Below are 20,590 nucleotides of genomic sequence, written 5' to 3'. Positions count from 1 at the left end.
CAGGTGTTACAGCAAATAATGATTCGGTAACATAGAATTTTGTCGTTTTTGCAAGAAATTGTTCAGAATTTGTTCAGTCTTATTTGGTGTAATAAAAAGAATTCTTTTTTTGGCATAGTTCGTTTTATAGTCATTAACTGGTAAAAGTTTATCATTTTTCCGAGGAGGTGAAGGACAAATAGAGCAATCTCCACGACTACACAGGCATTTCTTACTCTGATTACAGGATTGTTCGTCCTCATACATAGATTAACGCAGAAACAATAGCACTTATTTCTTATGCCAGGAAGAAGAATCAGGATTTACAGTTGTTTAAGAGACATGCAGTTGGAATATTTTGAAAATAAAATACATTGCCAGCTCATGTTATCTGATTATGGGGGAGCAATGTATGGAACATTTATTGGGTTTGAAAAGAAGCAGAACCCTCTTGCATTTGCCTAAAAGAGTGCTGTTCTTGCTTATGGCTTTATCATTGGCGGTATTACCTTATTACAATTTTGTTGCGTCTGCCGCTATTTCTTTGTCTTTGGAAAAAACAGTAGATAAAACATCAGCAGTACCTGGGGAAACGATCACGTATACGATCAAGTATGCGAATCCGAGTACGACGGAAGATGCCGTGAATATGGTCATCACTGACGTTTTGCCAAATACATTGGACTACGTAGGCGTCGACACCTCGGCTGATGTCGATCATGTCGATTTAAGTACTCCTGGTACAGTTAAATTCGTCATGGATAACCCGCTACCTGCTGGTACAACGGGCGTGCTTAAGCTGAAGACCAAATTCAAGTCAGGGGTAACTCAGCAAGGAGACACCGCGCAGAATACCGCAACAGCTAAAGCTGATAATAGCGGCTCGGTTTCGTCAACTGCACAAGTAGTTACGGCAACTCTGAATCCTGATAACTGGTCGATATCTAAAACCAAAATCCTCCCTACGGTTGATCCTGTTTTGAACAGTGATGTCACCTATCAGGTTAAGCTAAAAGGGAACAGCGCACTTGGTGGCGCAAATATTCAAAACGTTGGAATTTACGACACTCTGCCTGTCGGCTCTACATTTGTTTCAGCCACTGGCGGCGGGGTTTATAGTTCCGTGTACGGCAATGTCTACTGGAGTCTTCCTACATTAAATGCTGGACAGGAAGTCACCTATAATGTCGTGTTAAACTTTCCGAGTCCTACGTTTCAAGTAGGCAATTCGGTAACGAATTCCGTTTACGCTGCAGGTACCAGCCTGAGTGGGGCTGCTCTTACTACAAATACAGCATCCGCTACCCACCTACTTTCAGCTCCAACGCCAGGCGTTTACGGTATCAACAAAGACTCCCGCCAGACTAATGATGAGTATGCTGTCGGTCAGACCGTAGATTACAAAATCAATGGCTTTGGGAATAGCGGCAATGTCCCTTTGAATAGCTTTATTGTCGAGGACAATATACCGAAAGAAATTAATTTAACCCAGATTTCAACAGGTACCTACGCGAATAACACGGATGTCAAAGTCACCTTAGACTACCAGAAAAATGGCGTCGGCGTCTGGATTCCGTGGACTGGTGGCGCGGGTCTCGACACAAGCATCAACCAAACTTTAGATGTATCTTCCTTAGGCCTTATAGGCTCAGATTATGTATCTAAGGTCCGCTGGACCTACGGAACAACGTCAGATGGAACGGTACCAAGCGGTTTCCGCATTGCTTCTGATATGCATGTGAAAGGCACTCTGCTTAGCACCGATCATCTCGGAGGCGCTGTGGTTCCCGATGTAACCACCTTTGACAACACAGCTACACTTAATGCTAAGTATTTGTCAACCCCGCTGACTCAGAGTAGTGATACCAGCACCGTCAAGGTTGTTCACCCTCGACCTTGGATATTAGCAGATAAATCAGTCACAAGCAGTTCCTCTGTTAGAGAAGGCGATACAGTTACTTATAAACTGAGGGTTCAGAATCATCCTTTTGCGACTGGGGATTTGGATTCACCGGTTGTCCTTGATTTTTTCCCTAACGAATTAGAGAACTTTACAGTCGTCGGTGTTCCAGATCAACATACTACGACACCCAGTGTTGCACCCACGTTCTCCAACCATCCTGAAACGATAAGTACAGTTTCGTATTCGGTTTACCGCTGGGAATTCCCAGGTGCCATTTTGAAACCAGGCGATTACATTGATGTTACCGTTAGCGGTAAAGTCAAAAGCCATACAGTTAATGGTAATTTCAGTAATACCATGTATGCAACGTCTGCAATCACAAATGATTATAAAGGCACGACAGTGAATGACAGCCCCGACGATTGGGATGATATTCCAGCTACGACGCAATTCGTAAAGGACATATCCAACGTATACGTGATATTCACTGGATCACTTGAATCCGTCAAATGGGTAAAAGGTGAAGTCGATGGAGCGTTCACGAAATATCCGGCTAACGGAGAAACGCTTCCCGGCGGGAAAGCGATGTATCAATTGCGTGTAAGTAACACGAATTCTAACGGCCCAATCTCCAACATCGTCATTATCGATAAGCTGCCACGTATCGGAGATACTGGAGTCGTTGACACCAGCGGTCGTAGTTCCGCTTGGAAGCCTTATCTAGTGAATAATGTTACTGGCGCAAATGGCGGCATATTTTCCATTGTAAAGTCCAATGATATTACTCATGTTTTACGCCCAGCAACAGGTGTTACCATTTATTACTCGACCAGTTTGAATCCTGACGTGGCCGATATATCCGATCCACTTCACCGGAGTCATCATACAGGCTGGAGCACTGATCTGCCTCAAGATATTACAAGTGTAACTGCGTTGAAGTTTGATTTGGGCAACAATGTTCTCGGACAAGGAGAAACCGTCATCTTAGAATGGGACATGCGAGCACCGGTAAGTGCACCAAGAAACCAGATCGCTTGGAACTCATTTGGGTATGGCGCTACTTATCCTGACGAGGGCGGACCTCAGGCATTCTTGCCAACAGAACCTATTAAGGTGGGCTTTCTAATAAAAAATGTCGATCCCGCTGGCACTGGAAATTTAGGTGATTTCATCTGGAATGATACGAATGCCAATGGTATTCAGGATGCTGGAGAAGACGGAATCAATGGGATTCTTGTGAATCTTTACAAAAATTCTGATCTTACACACCCAATATCCTACACTAGAACTGGTGATGAGCATGGTACGAATAAACATGGTTATTATGAATTCCCTAATCTTCAAGCAGATGATTACACAGTAGAATTCGTTATGCCGGCTGGTTACTTCCTCTCACCTCATGATGCAGGTTCGGATGACGCCAAAGACAGTGATTTCACTCTATTTGACACTCCAACCAGAACATATCGGGTCACAACAAACCTTGGGAATCAAGAGACCGATATGACACTTGACGCTGGTATCTATACCAAAGGATCGATTGGAGATTTTGTTTGGTTAGATAAGGATGCCGATGGCCAGCAGGATGCAGGAGAACCTGGCTTAGCAGGTGTAACGGTTAAACTCTATAACGCAGCTGACCTCACGACTTCTTTAAGTACTGCTACTACCGATATCAATGGTAAATATAGCTTCCCGGGTCTAGACCCAGGCAATTATCGCGTAAAGTTCATTAAACCAACCGGTTACAAATCCTCGCTGAATGATCAAAGCGGCGATGACGCCCTTGACTCTGACCGGGATGAAGTGACGGAATTAAGCCACACCGTGGTATTGAGCTCAGGCGAAAATGACCTAACCGTGGATGCAGGTTTTTACTTAGGCGAGATAGGCGACCTGGTCTGGCACGACAAAAATGCGAATGGCATTCAGGATGCAGGTGAGCCCGGAATCTCAGGAGTAACGGTTAAGCTTTATAACGCAAGCAACCTTTCAACAGCTTTGACTACTACAACGACCAACGGAAGCGGTATTTATAATTTCTCTAGCCTTCTTCCAGGCAGCTATGTAGTCAAATTTACCCACCCAAATGGTTATGATTTCTTCTCTCCATCCAATCAGGGAGCAGACGATGCAAAAGATAGCGATGCGATCTTTACTAGCCGAACGGATGCCGATGCAAGTATTAACAACATTACGCTCAATGATGGCGGACGTGATTATACCTTTGATACCGGTTTATTCAATCCAGCCAAACTTGGGGATAAAGTCTTCCTTGATGCTAACAAGAATGGCCTACAAGACATAGGAGAAGCACCGGTACCAGGCATCAAAGTTAACCTGTACAAGACTTCGAATCCAACTACAGTATTTGATTCAACATTTACTGATGTTACAGGGATCTATCAATTTACAAATCTGGATCCAGGCAGCTATTTCGTTGAATTTATTACGCCGGCCGGTTATGGTATTACACCCAAGGATCAAGGCAGTGATGATACACTCGATTCTGATGCTGAGCCAGCTACAGGAAAAACAGCTAGCGTCACGTTGTCCTCAGGTGATAATAATACGACATTGGATGCAGGACTTTATCTACTAACGAATGGTTCTCTAGGAGACATCGTCTGGGATGATTTGAATGCAAACGGCTTGCAGGATGCTGGGGAACCCGGCATATCGGGTGTAACGGTGGAGTTGTACGATGCAAATACGAACGCTCATCTTGCTACCAAAACCACCAATGCTGGAGGACTCTACCTCTTTACTAACCTACTTCTAACAGGCAACTATAAAGTGAAATTCCTTAAACCGAATGGGTTCAAGGAGAGTCCAGCCAATGCTGGAAGTGATGATAGTAAAGACTCGGATAGAGACCTATCGACTGGATTCAGTCATGATGTATCATTGCTTACAAGTATTAATGATTTGACGGTAGACGCTGGCTTCTATAAGCTCGCCACACTTGGCGACAAGTTGTTCGTCGATGCCAATACAAACGGCATCCAGGACGCAGGTGAAGTCGGGTATCCCAACGTTACAGTCAAACTGTATCGCTCCGACGCTCCGACAACTGCTATCCTAACAACAACTACGGATACGAACGGCAACTATCTCTTCGAAAACCTAGAGCCAGGTTCTTACATTGTTAGCTTCGCATCCGTTAGCGGATATAGCTTTACATCTAAGAAGGTAGGTTCAGATCCTGCTGTTGATTCCAATGTATATAATGCTGGTATTACGGATAGCATTGTTTTACAGTCAGGTGAGGATAATCGAACCGTTGATGCAGGAATCTATGAGTACCGAAATAGCGGCGGCGGTGGCGGCTATATACCGCCAGTAACAGAACCACCTGTTACACCTGCACCAACTCCAGGACCTACACCAGCGCCATCGCCTGGAACTACTCCTGGGACAACAACACCACCTGTACCTACGCCAGGTACACCAACACCTGCGCCAACTCCAGGACCTACACCTACGCCAGTTCCGGAGCAACCTGTTGTCACGGATGAGAATACACCAGTAACTGGTGAAATCCCGAACGCAGCACCGAATTCCGAAGGTGAGAAAATCCCTAATCAGGTGACCGTTGAAGACCAGCCTGAGAACGGAACCGTGGAATTGACAGATGACGGTAAATGGGTCTATACACCAAAAGAAGGATTTAACGGAGACGACTCCTTCACTATCGGAGTTAAGAATGATAATGGCGATATTGATTATCAAAAAATTCAGGTAAGTGTCCTTCCTAAGGGCACCAAAAAAGGCTCTACATCCCTAGTTCCAAAAACGGGCCAAGATGCTCACAGTAATTACTATCTAACTGGGCTAGCAATGGTTCTTGCTGGACTAGGCGCACTCGGAGCAACACGTTGGCTGCAGCGTAAATACAAGTAATACGAACAGGGGCGGCGCCATGCTGCCCCTGCTTCTTTATCAATGTACAATCATGCTACTATAGTCGTAGGAAGGAGGGAAATAATGATGGCAAGATTTTCAGTCACGCCAAAAAAATACCGAATTATCTATTGGGCAGCCTCATTATTCATCGTAGGAGGAATCACCCTTTTAGCCATAGACCTCTATACGCAGCATGTTGAAAGCAAGCAAGCCCAGCAGCTAAAAAGTCAACTTGCAAGTTTTCACCAAACCAGTACCACTTATCTGTCTCAGCCAATCAATTCCGATCCTGGGTATGGCCAAATGAAAGAAGACCCGAGCCCCGCAGCTAGTATTCCTCCCGATCGGATAAATTGGAGTAGTTTACTTGCCATCAACAAAGAAATCATTAGCTGGCTTCATATTGAAGGTACTAGTGTCGATTATCCGGTCGTACAACATAAGGACAATGATTACTATTTAAAAACAGACGCGGCAGGCAAAAAATCAATTTACGGCAGTATATTTATGGACTATCGCGTGGACATCAGCCAGCAACAGCGAAATACAATCATTTATGGGCATAACATGATAGATGGTTCTATGTTTGGAAGCCTTCAAAATTATAAAAACAAAGATTTTTATTTGGCACATCGCGACATTCTTTTAGAAACACCCGAAAGGAAAACAGCCTGGGAAATCTTTTCGGTTTATACCATTGATGCCAGTAAGTATACGGTCGATCTCTCCTATGAAAACGATCAAGCATTTCTCCAAGCGTTAGACCAATATCGTAAAAAATCATTGTATCAGACTACTGTCATTCCGCGAAAAGAAGATGAAATTCTCACACTGGTGACATGCAGTAATGAAACAGATGACACCCGTTTAGTTATCCATGCCATGAAAAAATAGGGACCCTGGACAGGTCCCTTTTACTTATTTTATATAAAGCTTATCTGCGACTGGATAGTCACTTTCCACCCATGTATGACCCAAGCTCAGGAGAGATTCATTTGTTATGTTGAAGTAGTCCGTTGACTGAACTCCTGGTTTATCGGGCGCAGGATCATCGAATACGGTATCCAACATATGCCAGTTATCCTCAATGTTCACTACATTCCACATGTGTGACTGTGCAGGATCGTCATTTAAATACCCTACTACTAGTTTACTGTCAATGCCGACTTTTTTGAGAAGCAAATTCGTTAAGATAGCGTAGCCTTGGCATACGGCTTTTTTGTTGTACAGTGCCGAATAGGCTGTATGTCCAATTTCATCTAAATCCTCATAAGAGGTATGCGAAACCACATAATCGTGAATCGCCGCTTCCTTTTCAAATGGGGTCATCTCAGTTGTCAGGATTTCACCCAGAATACGATCGATTTCCTTATTTACGAAATTATCCTGTTCAATGGTCGTAAGGTATTCGGGCTTTAACGTGATTGTGATGTTGCCAATACTCCCCTTCATTTTGTATGAAAGGCTCTTCATGTTCCAAAACAATTCCTCTTCTAAACTTGATTGCGTATGAGATATAGCATTCTTAATACCTTGAATGTAACTAGCCGAGTCTTTCGACTCCCTGGATGTATAAGTAATGATAATGGATTCCGGCTTTTTGGCGAGCTCACTTTGGAGCGTTTCTTCTAATTCTGTCAAATTACCAGCTTGTAAATTAGAGGAACTCGCATATGCCGTTTCAGCATTTACATTTGTTGTTACAAGAAACAGGACCATGGTCAATAGGGCGATAGCCATTCTAAATTTTGAATACACAAAAAAACCTCCTTTGTAATGAAGCCAAAAGAGGATAGAATGCTTATGCTACCTCCTGGCGGCCCGACGATCATAGCAAAGTGCTTTAGACTCGTGGCTTTGCGTCCCTGCCTTTCGACAGGTTTGCCTTTTTCAAAAGTTACTAGAATATATGCGTATCATATCATATCTACCATTGAAGTCAATTTAATTATTTGTTTTAAAAGTCTCGTTAAACCATTGCGTGATAGATGAACTCGGGGATATAGCAAGCTCCTCATCAAGACGATTGCGCAGCATCTCAAACTGCTGTTTAATTTCGGCAAAATTGCTAAGCATAAGATGCACCCGCATGAGACCAAAATAGCCGTCTTCGACGAGTGGATAATGATCTCTCATCTGCTGAAACATGTCTCCAGCTTCCGTTAAAAGCCCTTGATCCAGGCAGAAATTTGCAAATCTTCGAAGATACTTCCACCTAATGAGCCGCAAGCGTTCCCGCTCGGCTTCCGCCCATTGAAACTCCAATTCGGCCAAATAGTCTCCTTTGTAAATAGCAAGCAAATTTTTGTAGGTACCCACGGTAGACAAATTCATCTCAGGCGCTTGTTGAAGCTCTTGTTCCCATCCATCAACATCCACAAGAATATTGTCGAGTTCTAAACGGTAACCCTCTTTTTCGTAGATTACTTGAATAGTTAGTCCTAGATCTTTAAGCATCTTTCGAATTTGATATACAGTCGTATGTAGCAGCACAGCAGCGCGGTTCGGATCCAGATCAGGCCATAGCAGTTCCATGAGAAACTCCTTGCGAACGACCGGTCCTCGACGTTGATGAAGCAGGAATGTAAACAATTCTTGTGTCTTGCTTGTCCGCCATGAGAAGGAACGTATCCCTTCATCACCATTGATCCAGTGAAGGGATTGGAAACAGCAGATCTGCACAGCATTCATTATTATCTTATGGGAATGCCCAGGGACAATTATTTTGCGCAGCCTATCTAGCGTTTTGTTCAAACGGCCAGCAAATACAGGTTTTAGCAGATAGTCCAGCGCATTCAGTTCAAAAGCCTCCACAGCATACTGGTGAAACGCGGTCACAAAAACGATCCGCACGTCAGGCAGCAGTGTATATAACTGTTCAGCTAGTTCCATGCCACCAATCTCTGGCATTTCTAAGTCCAGGAAGATAGCATCCACTTGCTCTTGCTGGGCCATGATCAATGCTTCTCTGGGATCCACTAAAGCGGAAACAACTTCAATATCTTCATGATTGCCTAGCAGTTTCTCCATATTTCTTAATGCTAGAGGTTCATCATCAACCAATAAAACTCTCAACTCATCACCTCTTCTCGACATCCGAATCGATATCTAAGTTACTAAGCTCGGTGTGCTCTCTATATGTAAGCCTTCTCCGTATAAATAGTTGATCCGTCTATGACTATTTAGCACAATACCATCCGAACGGCATTTGCAACAATAGGCGGAATCCAGATATGCTATATATCGGAAAATAGTAAGCTAACTTGAAGATGTTGACCAAATCGTCATAAAAAGCCATAACAGCAAATGAGCTGTTATGGCTTCTATATCTCCATTAACTAACCGTCTTAGGACGCTCCATTCGCGTAATTCCTGGCCAGCGGAATGTGGCCCACTCTGGCTGCCTCTTCTCAACTCGCGCCACAACGACGGTCATATCATCTTGAATTTCGCCATGATGGTGGCGGAAAATCCTTTCTAATAAACAGTCCGCAAAATCCTGCGGCATCGTCGTATCAATTTCCTGAATCATCCGTTTCATCCACATCTCTTTGTTTACTGCATGTCCCGGTGCATCGTAGATACCGTCTGTCATCATGACAAGGATATCACCCGATTGGAGCGGAATCGAGACTAGATCAACATCAATCTCGCTCAGGATACCGACCGGCAGATTATTAGCCGATATCGAAATCACTTCCGTCCCGCGCTTAATGAAGCTGGGGGTGGAACCAATCTTCATGAACGTTGTGTTCGCGCTGTACATGTCGATCAAGGCCATATCTACGGTCGCGTACATCTCGTCCGAAGAGCGCAGCATCAACACCGAGTTCAGCGACTTGATCGCCAGCTTCTCGTCCATGCCTGACTGCAGCAGCTGCTGCAGGATGCTCAGAGCCGTCTGGCTCTCCGCACGCGCGCGCTCGCCGTTGCCCATGCCGTCGCTAAGCGCCACGGCATACTTGCCATTGCCCAGCTCCACCGTGGAGAAGCTGTCGCCTGAGAAGAGGTCGCCCCCTTTGGCTGCGCCGGCGACCCCGGTCTCAACCTCGTATTCCTTGGCGGAGCCGAATACGACCGTGCTGTAACCCTCGCCGCGCGAATGCATCTCCTCACGCATGACGGCGACGTTCTCGCCGATTATTTCACTCAAGAGCGGCGCAATGATTTTCCGGCATTCATCGAAGCCCTTCGTGTATTGATGAATGATCTCAATCTCGATATTTCCTTCATCCAAGGAAATGATGTCAATGGTATGGATGGATAAGCCCAGCTCCTCCAGGGCATTACGAATTTGTTCTTCTTGAAGGAACAGCTCCTGTCCTTCCCGTTTAATCTCCTTGGCCAAGTCCTCCATCACTTGGGACACACCCGAAAGCTGATCAGCTACGAGATGCCGGCTATCCATAATCTGCTTTTTCCAATGCAAATCATTCTTGTACAAGCCATACTGCTGCTTCATCACATCCAGCACTTGATCCGTGCGAATACATACCTTCCTCCATTCCGGTGGAATATTCTTCTTCGTCATATTCTCCTTCATCTCAATTTGGGTCATCATATCGGTCATATACGTATAGGTTTGATAAAACTTTTGATCCCAGCACTGGCTCTTCTTCCAGCAGGAATCACAAGCCTTCTGCGCAACCGCATTCATGAAATGTCCAACTTCCTCCTCCTTTCGGCTCACCGCATCATCGGTCGTCAACTGCTTAAAACTGCGCGCCAGCTGGCGGAACACTTCAGAGAACTGTTCCACACGTCCTGCTGTAACATCGCGAACCCGCTTCGCATAGTCCTGTTGGGATTTCAGATTTTCCTGCGTGCCGGGCACATATTTGGCAAGAATCAGAATCAGACTCCTAGGTGTCAACAGGAAGAGTGCAACAGCTGCAAGCGACTCCCATGTGGAGTTGATCACATCAGTCCCCGTTCCCATATAGAAAGCAAGTATCGATGACCCAAGCAGCATTCCGAAAGCAACAGCTAATCGATTACCATCCCTGAGAAGCCCTGCTAACATCCCCGAGAAAGCGAGTAAACTCATTTGATAAACCGCATTGCTATTCGCAAGACTTAGGATTAATCCTGTAATGACACCTACCGAAGCTCCGAAAGGCGCTCCTCCCACCAGCGCAAATAATAGAATTAGATACCGGGACAGCACATGCTCTACAGTAATTGGACCAACAACCCAGCTTACCGTCCCTGTCATCACAGAAGCCAATAAGATAATCAGACAAATAATTTCTTCATGTTTCAAATGGTAGTTCTTTCGCGTAAGCGTAAATACAGGTATAGCTTGAATAAAAATTAGAGTCAACACTAGACTTAGCAGTGCCTCAACGGAGACCATCATGAGTGTATACCAAGTTAGGTTCGAGACTACCAGCTCCGCAAAGAGCTGAACCAGCAAGGTCGAGCTGAATACTAACAATGGTGCTAATGAAAGGTCGGAGCGCTCAAATTTCTCTAAAGCTTTTTGGATGAGCAAGAACACGATGATTTCCGTAACTAGATAACCTGTATTCGAACTTAGTGAAAGTAAGCTTCCGGCAAATGCGGCAACACCTACCCAGTGTAAAATATCTCTCCTTGTAAAATAAATCACCGCAATGAACGCTAGAGCAAATGGAGATAGCTGTTCCAAAATCATCGCACGTCCAAGTAAGAAAGCCATCACGATGAGCAGTAGAGACCACTTCTTAGCTACAAAGGCTTGTACGAATCGATTTTCCACGGCTGCGCTGTGTGCGCTCGCTTTCGCTTTCTGCCATAATCCCGACCAACCGCCACCAATCACTGTGCTTAAGCTTCTTCTCTGCATGTTTTCGAACACCATCCATTTCTTTCCTTATTTGTTTCTCTAGTATAGAGACAATCTAGCAGAAAGTTTGTCAGAATGAGTTGATAGATTCAAAGAAATTTCCGACAAGCCGCGTTTGCTTTGTCACCATGCCTCAGCCCTTGCCTAGCCTCGTTTTACCATGTAGAAAACGTTTCCAAAAGTCTGATTGCCTCGAACTTTCGCACTGCGTATGGGGGAGATACCCGTAATTCCATGTCGATTGTTCTTTACGTTTTTTTAATTATTTGACCTTGGATAAAAAAATACTTGAGGTTGCCAGTTGAACCAATACAGCCAATCTCCCCTCACGAAGCTGCTAAGGCTTACCATTTGCGAAAGGCATAGCTCCTTATCGAATGATGAGGCATGTCATCCCAAATAGGGCTAATCTTCACTTACCCCTGAATACAAAAAAAACCACACTCGCCTAAGCGAATGTGGTTCGTTATTGCATCTATTAGTCTCTTCTTCCGCCTCGGCCACCGCGTTTGGACTCGGTGTTCTTTTTCAAAGACGAAATCCGCTCTTCACTATCTTTAAGGAACCGAGATACTTTATCTTCGAACGAAAACGGTCTAGCTCCGCCTTGCTGCTTGTTAAAACCGCCGCGACCACCACCGCCGCCGCCTCGATTGAAGCCACCGCCGCCACCTGGACGACCGCCACCACCGGGACCACCACTTGGAGGACCACTACGTTCTCCACCGCTACTTGGACGACCACCTTGGTAGCCTCCTGGACGATCTCCACTTGGACGTCCTTGATAGCTGCTGCCACCTGTACGTTCAGGACGAGCTGGTCTTTCCTCAACTGGCTTGTCAACCGTTTGCTTGATCGACAGTCCGATCTTGCCATCCTTGTCCACGTTAATCACTTTGACCAATACTTTGTCATCCAGCTTTAAATGGTCATTAACGTCTTTCACATAATTGTCCGCGATCTCCGAAATGTGAACAAGACCGGTAACTCCTTCAGCAAGCTCGACGAATGCTCCAAAGTGAGTAATCCCCGTCACTCTACCCTCTAACTTGGTGCCAACTTCAATTGCCATAAAGTAAAATGTTCCTCCCTTAAAATGTTGAAAACACTGGCTACGCCGATTATAACCGATGCAGAAACCACGGTCAACACGGCAACAGCCTCTTCTTCTTGTTGATTTTTATTGCGACTTTGAGACACTCAGTGGCGTCTCTCCGGTTTTACTATAATGAAAATCTCGGCGAATAATTTGATCCAAATATTCGTCATTATGAAGTCGAGCGATTTCTTTCGTTGTTTGCTCTTTGAGTTTCTTGGCCTCAACAAGCTGCTGCTCCATGTTCGCTACGACACTACTCTTCTCTTGCAGCTTAGCGAACTGCCCCCAGATGTTCACAGCAGCCCAGCTCATAAAACATAGGACAAAAATCATTAGAAAACGCAGTCTTCGTTTCGAGCCTATACTGTTGCTGCGCTTGGTTGGAACGGTTGCTTTAGCATGCATGAATAGGAATGCCTCCTACTTTGAGAATAACCTGCGTAAGATCAATAGGATATTACCCTTAAGTTTCTTCAACCAAACAGGGATAACCAAATATTTATGCACAGGCCGAGTCATCCAAAGGAGTAATCTCCACACAGGATAAAGCAATTGTAGCACAATTCTATAAAGGAATATAGCTACAGCTAGCAAAAAGCCTAAAATTATCACAGTTAGACGATATAAGCCAATAATCGGTTTAATGAGAACCAATTCGACTGTTTTTGCAATGAAACGGTAAATAGCTATCGTAATTCGAACGAGAAGCAGCGTAAGACGGATGACCCAAGTGCTGAGGAAGGCAAAATAAAAACAAATACCGATACCCATCCCCAGAAAAATAAATATTCGAACTTGTCCTTCATTACTGTAAATGAGCAGACGGAACACGAGGATTGTCGCCACAATCCAATAAACCATATCAATGAACGGAATCGTCCAGCGCGGCATTCTCAGCTTGCCAGAGAGCACACGAAACACATCGAAGATCGCACCTATGGCGATTCCGCTCAGGAACATCATGAAGATCGTATGGAACTGAACGTTAAGGGTCACTTAAATAACTTACCAAGGAACCCCTTGGATTTCTCCTGGGTATTTCCATCCACATAAGCTAATTCGTGAATAATTCCTTCTATGGCGACCAACCCTTGTTCCAAACTTAAGTTCTTGATGTGCAAATTCTGTCCTTTAATCATCAAGTAGCCCATCTCCGTTTCAAGGAGGAACTCTTCACTGTCAAAGCTTTCTACGTTCAAAACTCCGGAGATCTCCAAGAGCTTGCGATTCAGCATTTTGATTTCTTGACGCTTATTCGTGTTTTTCACGGGTTCAATCATGGCCTGTACCCCTCCTTCATCTATCATTACGATATGGGAGGATGTCCTCTTTTAGAACCATGCATTAGCTGTCATTCAAATATAAAAATAGCCCAAGACTCCTATTCAGGAATCTCAGGCTATTTCACAACTTATCGTGTTATTCGGATTGAAAAGCTTCTTCCTTCAGCAGCGTGTACATCTGAGCAGCGTCTTCCTTGCGGGTCGACTCCGAAAGAACTTCCACTCGAATTGTCACCTTTTTCTGTCCGAATTGGATAGAGAGCTCATCTCCGACTTTCACGTGTGTACTCGCTTTGGCATCTCTACCGTTAATCCAGACACGCCCTTGATCGGACACGTCCTTCGCCACGGTGCGTCGTTTGATGAGACGAGATACTTTGAGAAACTTATCGATACGCATTATTTTACAGCGTCTTTAAGCTTGTTACCCGCTTTGAATGCAGGAACATTGGATTCCGCGATCACGATTGGGTTTCCTGTTTGTGGGTTACGGCCTGTACGACCAGAGCGTTTGCGAGTTTCGAATGTTCCGAAACCGATTAGTTGAACTTTATCTCCGGATGAAAGAGCGTCCGTTACTTCACCAAGGAATCCGTTAAGTACGACTTCAACGTCTTTCTTAGTAAGTCCGCTTTTTTCTGCAATGTTGTTGATCAAATCTGTTTTGTTCATGTGGTTTACTTACCTCCCAAAAATGTTTGAAGATCTAGTCTTCTATTATGTACCCATTTTGCAAAGCTGAGAGACTTTAAACTATTGTTCAAAGATCCCTATATTAGATTTCCATATTCAACCTTACACCAAACTTAGTATTCTGCTTTTTTCGGCAAAATCCTTCTAATGCTGGCCAAGTTTTGCAACTTTTTTTGCTTCCTGCCATAAATTTTCCATCTCTGATAATTCAGTTTGTTCAAAAGAAAGCCCTTTTAAACGTAATTGATCTTCGATATACGAAAATCTCTTAACGAATTTGCGGTTCGTGTGCGCAATCGCCTCTTCTGGATCAACCTTCAAGAATCTAGCAACATTGACGATAGAGAAAAGAACGTCGCCCAGCTCCTCGAGCCGATCTTGAGCCCCTGCTTCGGATGGATTAGCGATGGCTTCGCGAAGCTCAGTTAACTCTTCATCCACCTTATTCAGGACATCATCCAGCTCTGACCAATCAAAACCAACTGTAGCGGCCTTCTTCTGAAGCTTCAGCGCCTTCATGAGGCCTGGCAGCTCGCGTGGCACTCCGTCCAGAACGGATTGCTTCGTAACGTCAATGCCCTTCTTACGCTTCTCCTCCGTCTTCATGGCATTCCAGTTCACGAGAGCTTCGTCTGCATCCTCAGCCTTGTTCTCACCGAATACATGGGGGTGACGGCGGATGAGTTTCTCATTCAACGTGGCGATGACATCATACACGGTGAACGTGCCAATTTCCTCTTCCATCTGCGCATGCAGCATCACTTGTAAAAGCAAATCACCGAGCTCCTCACACATGTGCTCCGGATCGTCCTCATCTATCGTTTCAAGAACCTCGTACGCTTCCTCGATAAGATTTTTGCGCAGACTGGCATGCGTTTGCTCACGATCCCAAGGGCAGCCTTCCGGGCTGCGCAGGATTTGAACAATTTCATGCAATCGGCCAAAAGTGCGGTAATACAGCTCATCCTGCTCGCTCCGCGGCACCCAAACGAGAGACAAATTGCCGTAACCTTTGACATGATCCAACTCATGTAGAGGCACTTCGATCATTTGCTCCTCGCCCGTTACACCTAAGGAATGACCGACAACGACACGATAATCATCAGGGTAAGCCTCCATAAGGCTGATCTTAAGATCCGATGCCGTAAGGCTATCATACACTTGTCCAATAACCGTATGAAGCTGCGGATTAAGCGTATAACGGCTCAGGCTGGTCGCGTCAAGCAATTGAAAGCCATCAATCGGGTCAAAACCAAAACGTAGAAACGCTTGATCCAGAAAGCTCTCCCCACCGATGATTTGGAGCGAGATGCCCTCGGATGGGCAACGTTGTTTCAGAAGCTGTACCGTATATTCCGCCACCATCGGATGGCCTGGCACTGCATAAATAACCTCGGAAGATTGCGTCTTGGCGGATTGGATGAGCGCCTCTGCGATCGATTCGTACACTTGTTCAAAGGTTTGATGCGCTAGGTAATTCTCGTCGAACGTTTGGTAAGGAATCTGATTCGTATCCAGCATCTGAACCATAGGATGATCTAGCGTTCGCAGGTATAGATCAGCTTGCTCCTTGGCAGCCAGCTGCAGCTTTTTCCAGACACCTAGTGTGAGCTGGTCTTCGTCCCCCGTGCCGAGTCCGAGGACGGTTATTTGCGGGTTCGTTGTTGACATGTAGGAAACACCTCCTGATTGTTGGTTAACTGCTATGTAACGATGGGACTATAGATAATGCAAAAATTTCTATACTAATCGGCGCGAGCTCAGAACCCTATCCAGAGTTACAACACCTGTTCCCCATCCTACTGACGCTTGCTGCAGAAAGTGCAGGTAATTCGAGCTCAGAAGCACTATCTAGCGAGTTTTACTGTATAATGTGCAGCTAATTTAAAGGAAATCAGCTGATTCGGCTGTTTGGATGACATTTAACTGTAGGAAATGCAGCAAATTGACGAAAAACTACGAAGTAGCGTTGATTTTACTGCAGTTTTTGCAGCTTATTAGAGCTTATTAACCTAATAAGAAGCCATTAGCCATGGTCGCGAGGGCGGGGGGCGGCGGATGTCTTAGCCGCCCCTAGCTTCGCCAGGACCGGCGCCAGCTTCCGGTCCAGCTCCGGCATCAGCCGCAGCTCCTCGTGGCTGATGCTGCCGCTGCGCAGCAGCGCCAGCGCGTAGACGGCTGCGCCGCCGACTACGCATACCAAGGCGATTGCGCTAGCGCTCAATCGCTCAGGCACGTGCCATGCCGCCGCAGCAGGCATGGCCAACAGCTGCAGCGCTGCGAGGCAGCCGCCCATCAGCCCCACGGCAAGCGTGGGACTGACGGCGTACGGCCGCAGCGCGAAGCGCGCCCCGGTGCAGCGGCGCAGCTGCACCAGATTCAGCCCCGCCGCAGCGGCATAGGCGATCACCGCGCTGAGCGCGGCGCCGTCGATGCCCCAGCGGGGCATCAACACCACGTTGCCGAGTGCTTTCAGCACGATGGCAACGAGCAGGGCCTTCACCGGCGTGCGGATCGCGCCGGCGCCCTGGAGAACGCTGGCCGAGACTGCGTTCAGCGTACTAAACAAGGCCGTGAAGGCAAGCACGGCCATCGTCCAGCTGGCCTCATCGCTTTTGTATAACATCACGTTAATAGGCACAGCTGCAAAGGCAAGTCCGAACGAGGCTCCGAGCCCGATGAGCCAGGAGAGCCTTATCGCCATCTCAGCCCTAAAGCGGATAAGATCGTCCTGTCTTCTTGCCTTGGCTTCTGCAAGAGCAGGAACTAGCACAGCGGACATAGAGGAAGCAATCATGACAACAAGCTGAACGAGAGGAAGCCCTCGGTTATAAAGCCCGAACTGCCGCATAGCCTCCCCCTCGCTCCCTTGCGCAGTCTCGAGAAGACGCGGCATGGTAAACGTGTCGACAAGCGTGAGCAGTGGAACCACGATGGCACCCAAACAAACGGGAATCGCATAAGCCGTAATGCGTTTTGCCCACTCCCAGGAGGAGAGCTCTTTGCGCGGCAAAACATCTTCCTTTCGATTTCCATCATCTGGCACCTGCCAATTTCGCACCTTCGACAGCAGCCTATGACCTTCACTCATTACATCCTGTCTCTGTCCCTCTGTATCCTTAAACTGCCTCCAGTCATCTTCACTCTTTGCTCCCTGCCCTCGTCCCTCTACATCCCCAGACTGCCTCCGGTCATCCTCATTCTCTCCAGACTCCCGCTCCCGTCTCATCGCCTTCCGCCAATAAACATACATCACCAATAGCCCAGCCGCAGCACCTGTCACAGAGCCAAACGTAGCCCCTGCAGCAATCCACTCCTCGTCATAAGCTAATGCCACCATATAGAGCAGCAGTGCTACCATGGTGATCACTCTTATAAGCTGCTCAATCACTTGTGAAACAGCCGTCGGCACCATATTTTGATACCCTTGAAAATAACCGCGCAGGACCGCAAGCATCGGGGATAGCAGCAGCGCGAAGGATACACTTCGGATCGCCTTTTCTGTCTGGCTAATGCCAATCCAGCTGGCAATCTCACTAGCTCCAAAGTACAACAGAACAAACACGACAAAACCCGTGCCCATTAATATCGCTGTAGAGACATGGACAATACGTCTAGCCCCTTGATGATCACCTTCCATCGCTCGCTCGGCTACGAACTTGGATACAGCAACCGGAAATCCGGCAGTAGCCGCAAACAAAATCAGAATATAGAGCGGATAAACCGCATTATAAATACCAAAAGCCGTATCACCGGCAACATTTTGCAGCGGAATCTTCTGCAGTGTTCCCAATAGTTTAGAGAGAATCGCGGCAGCCCCAAGTAGAGCAGCACCTCTTAACAGCTTGGCACCCTGTTTACCGACATTCCTCTGGAGCTCCTCTTTATGACCTTGATGCCCCTTGTCGTCGTCCCCCATCCTACTTCTCCTCTACCCTGACTTCATACATATAGACATATTATAACGAAATCCGTCATGGCAGACAAAAAAAGCTTCACTTACAGATGCGGGGCATCTCGGTAAGGAAGCCTTTATGTCTTATTTTTCTTTCATTGCTCCATCTGCTTTGCCAAAAATCCAGCCGCTGTCTCCACCATCTTAACTTCCATATTCCCCATTTTCACATTCTCATCTTTGGAGAGCAAAATGACACATCCAATAGGGTCACCGCCGGCTACGATCGGAGCAGCCACGAATGAAGAAAACGTTTCATTGGTATCCTTAATAAGCTCAAATTGTCCACTGCCGCTTTCCAGGATTGCTTTACGATTTTCCATACAGGATTCAACAATCGATCCAACCGACTTTTCGAAATAGTCTTTCTTGGACCCCCCAGCCATCGCAATAATGTTGTCTCGATCTGAGATCAGGGCCACATGACTTGTGCTTTCAAATAATGATTCTGCATACTCCTTGGCAAAATCACCAAGTTCACCAATAGGTGAATACTTCTTAAGAATCACTTCACCATCTCGATCCACGAAAATTTCCAAAGGGTCACCTTCGCGAATGCGTAGTGTGCGTCGTATTTCCTTGGGAATCACAACTCTCCCTAAATCATCTATCCGACGGACAATTCCAGTTGCTTTCATACCTCTAGATGCCTCACTTTCCGCTCAGTAATTAGATACGACAGGAGCATGAAATCTTGTATGCTAGATCGGGATTTGGTGGGAACTCGAATTCTATCCATAGTATTCTTCACTTCCCATTCTTCTATGCAGACGCTTTTCTTCGGAATTTACTTTATTTAGCTTTGCATCCTGCTGCGATTATCATGTCCAAAAATAACAAATAAAAACAGGATGCCCGTTATCGGACATCCTGGTAAGTTCTTACTTTGCAGCTGGACTAGCCGCCGGGCTTGCTGCCGGACTTGCAGCAGGACTTGATGCTGGAGCTGGGCTCGCTTCCGGTTTCGGCAGATTGTTGGTTTGAATCAAGTTCGGATATTCTTTCTCCGCAAATTCAGACAGGGATTTCTCCGCAAGCTGAGATTTGATTTGTGTTTTGAGCGTATCATCCAGTGGCTTCGTGCTTCTGGACTCTACTTTCATCACGTGGTAACCAAAAGAGGATTCAACCGGATCACTGATTGTGTTCAAAGGAAGCGTACTAGCTGCTTGCTTGAATTCAGGCACCCATTGATTGATGTCTGCATCTTTATACGTACCGCCAGCATCTTTGGAGCCTGGATCGTCGGAATATTCTTTCGCAAGTGCTGCGAAATCGCCGCCTTTATCCAGTTTCCCTTTCACTTCTTTGGCTCTTGCCAAAGCTTCATCTTTAGTACGTAAATCTTTTTGTGTAGCCGCATCCTTCAAGGAGATCAGAATGTGGCTAACTGTTGCAATATCAAAAGCATGAGTAGCTGCTTGTTCTTTGTAGGCATCCTGAACAGCTTGATCAGTGATTTTGCTCTCCATGCTGCCCATCGTATAGAAGCTCATTTTCATTAATGACTCGATATCTTTAAGCTCGATACCATTGTCTTTTAACTGCTTGTCCATTCCGCCTTCTTGCTTACCGAAGTAATCCGTGATGGCTTTCATTTGTTCTGTCACTTGTTTGTCAGCATCAGCTTTCACTTTATCATCCGCTTTAGCCGACAGCACACGGAAAGTTACCATTTGCTTCAACATATCTTGTTGAAAAGCTGGGTCTGTCATGAATTGCGCCAGCTGCGGTGAGAACATTTTGTTCACACTGATGAAAGAGTTAAACTCTCCGCGTGTAATTTTACCGCCCTCTTTATACGTAGCAATCACATCACTCGGATTACCGGCAGTTGCTGCAGTAGCAGAAGGTGAAGTTGAAGGTGAAGCCGTCGCTGCACCTTCCTTTTTACTTCCACATGCGCTTAAGACTGAAAATGCAAGGAGCAATGCTACCATGCTTA

The 20,590-nt window shown here is 46.0% G+C and carries 15 protein-coding genes and 1 riboswitch; of the genes, 2 read left to right on the top strand and 13 right to left on the bottom strand.

The features are described from left to right. Nucleotides 1-391: 391 nt before the first annotated feature. Together NYR53_RS01130 and srtB are read left to right on the top strand one after the other, a co-directional pair. A complete protein-coding gene (locus tag NYR53_RS01130) occupies nucleotides 392-5,785 on the top strand; it encodes an SdrD B-like domain-containing protein (protein WP_261303569.1) in 5,394 nt (1,797 codons plus the stop codon). 84 nt (nucleotides 5,786-5,869) lie between these two features. Then, nucleotides 5,870-6,682 carry a class B sortase gene (gene srtB / locus NYR53_RS01125; RefSeq protein ID WP_261303568.1) on the top strand — a complete coding sequence of 271 codons (813 nt, stop codon included), beginning with the start codon at nucleotides 5,870-5,872 and terminating at the stop codon, nucleotides 6,680-6,682. A gap of 24 nt (nucleotides 6,683-6,706) precedes the next feature. Here srtB and NYR53_RS01120 read toward each other — a convergent pair whose 3' ends face one another. From NYR53_RS01120 to NYR53_RS01060, 13 genes are all read right to left on the bottom strand, one after another. Beyond that, nucleotides 6,707-7,546 carry a transglutaminase domain-containing protein gene (locus NYR53_RS01120; RefSeq protein ID WP_261303567.1) on the bottom strand — a complete coding sequence of 280 codons (840 nt, stop codon included), beginning with the start codon at nucleotides 7,544-7,546 and terminating at the stop codon, nucleotides 6,707-6,709. A gap of 54 nt (nucleotides 7,547-7,600) precedes the next feature. Next, nucleotides 7,601-7,684, bottom strand: a riboswitch (cyclic di-GMP riboswitch). 48 nt (nucleotides 7,685-7,732) lie between these two features. Continuing rightward, nucleotides 7,733-8,863: a response regulator gene (locus NYR53_RS01115; protein ID WP_261303566.1), complete on the bottom strand. Its 1,131-nt coding sequence runs from the start codon at nucleotides 8,861-8,863 to the stop codon at nucleotides 7,733-7,735. Between the two features lie 259 nt (nucleotides 8,864-9,122). Then, complete coding sequence (spoIIE, locus tag NYR53_RS01110; RefSeq protein ID WP_261303565.1) at nucleotides 9,123-11,615, bottom strand: stage II sporulation protein E; 2,493 nt, start codon at nucleotides 11,613-11,615, stop codon at nucleotides 9,123-9,125. Between the two features lie 478 nt (nucleotides 11,616-12,093). After that, a complete protein-coding gene (locus NYR53_RS01105) occupies nucleotides 12,094-12,687 on the bottom strand; it encodes a S1 domain-containing RNA-binding protein (RefSeq protein WP_261303564.1) in 594 nt (197 codons plus the stop codon). A gap of 108 nt (nucleotides 12,688-12,795) precedes the next feature. Then, on the bottom strand, nucleotides 12,796-13,119 hold the full coding sequence (locus NYR53_RS01100; protein WP_261303563.1) for an FtsB family cell division protein: 324 nt from the start codon (nucleotides 13,117-13,119) through the stop codon (nucleotides 12,796-12,798). 15 nt (nucleotides 13,120-13,134) lie between these two features. Further along, nucleotides 13,135-13,710 carry a spore cortex biosynthesis protein YabQ gene (yabQ, locus tag NYR53_RS01095; protein WP_261303562.1) on the bottom strand — a complete coding sequence of 192 codons (576 nt, stop codon included), beginning with the start codon at nucleotides 13,708-13,710 and terminating at the stop codon, nucleotides 13,135-13,137. Beyond that, a complete protein-coding gene (yabP, locus tag NYR53_RS01090; RefSeq protein ID WP_029197777.1) occupies nucleotides 13,707-13,994 on the bottom strand; it encodes a sporulation protein YabP in 288 nt (95 codons plus the stop codon). The genes yabQ and yabP overlap by 4 nt, the downstream gene beginning before the upstream one ends. 139 nt (nucleotides 13,995-14,133) lie before the next feature. Then, nucleotides 14,134-14,397, bottom strand: coding sequence for an RNA-binding S4 domain-containing protein (locus NYR53_RS01085; RefSeq protein ID WP_029197990.1), 264 nt, complete (start codon nucleotides 14,395-14,397; stop codon nucleotides 14,134-14,136). Beyond that, a complete protein-coding gene (locus NYR53_RS01080; RefSeq protein ID WP_029197991.1) occupies nucleotides 14,397-14,669 on the bottom strand; it encodes an HU family DNA-binding protein in 273 nt (90 codons plus the stop codon). Before NYR53_RS01080 ends, NYR53_RS01085 begins: the two co-directional genes overlap by 1 nt. A 165-nt stretch (nucleotides 14,670-14,834) precedes the next feature. Beyond that, nucleotides 14,835-16,361: a bifunctional methyltransferase/pyrophosphohydrolase YabN gene (gene yabN, locus NYR53_RS01075; protein WP_261303561.1), complete on the bottom strand. Its 1,527-nt coding sequence runs from the start codon at nucleotides 16,359-16,361 to the stop codon at nucleotides 14,835-14,837. Nucleotides 16,362-16,716: 355 nt separating this feature from the next. Continuing rightward, the gene (locus tag NYR53_RS01070) at nucleotides 16,717-18,609 is read right to left on the bottom strand and encodes a putative polysaccharide biosynthesis protein (protein WP_261303560.1); all 1,893 of its coding nucleotides are present in this window, start codon (nucleotides 18,607-18,609) and stop codon (nucleotides 16,717-16,719) included. Nucleotides 18,610-18,740: 131 nt separating this feature from the next. Beyond that, a complete protein-coding gene (gene spoVT / locus NYR53_RS01065) occupies nucleotides 18,741-19,283 on the bottom strand; it encodes a stage V sporulation protein T (RefSeq protein WP_261303559.1) in 543 nt (180 codons plus the stop codon). A gap of 243 nt (nucleotides 19,284-19,526) precedes the next feature. Further along, the gene (locus NYR53_RS01060) at nucleotides 19,527-20,585 is read right to left on the bottom strand and encodes a peptidylprolyl isomerase (protein ID WP_261303558.1); all 1,059 of its coding nucleotides are present in this window, start codon (nucleotides 20,583-20,585) and stop codon (nucleotides 19,527-19,529) included. Nucleotides 20,586-20,590: the final 5 nt, after the last annotated feature.

It is taken from the genome of Paenibacillus andongensis (assembly GCF_025369935.1).
GTDB lineage: Bacteria > Bacillota > Bacilli > Paenibacillales > NBRC-103111 > Paenibacillus_E > Paenibacillus_E andongensis.
Note: the sequence above shows the minus strand (reverse complement) of the source record. Positions and strands in the feature narration are given on the sequence as shown.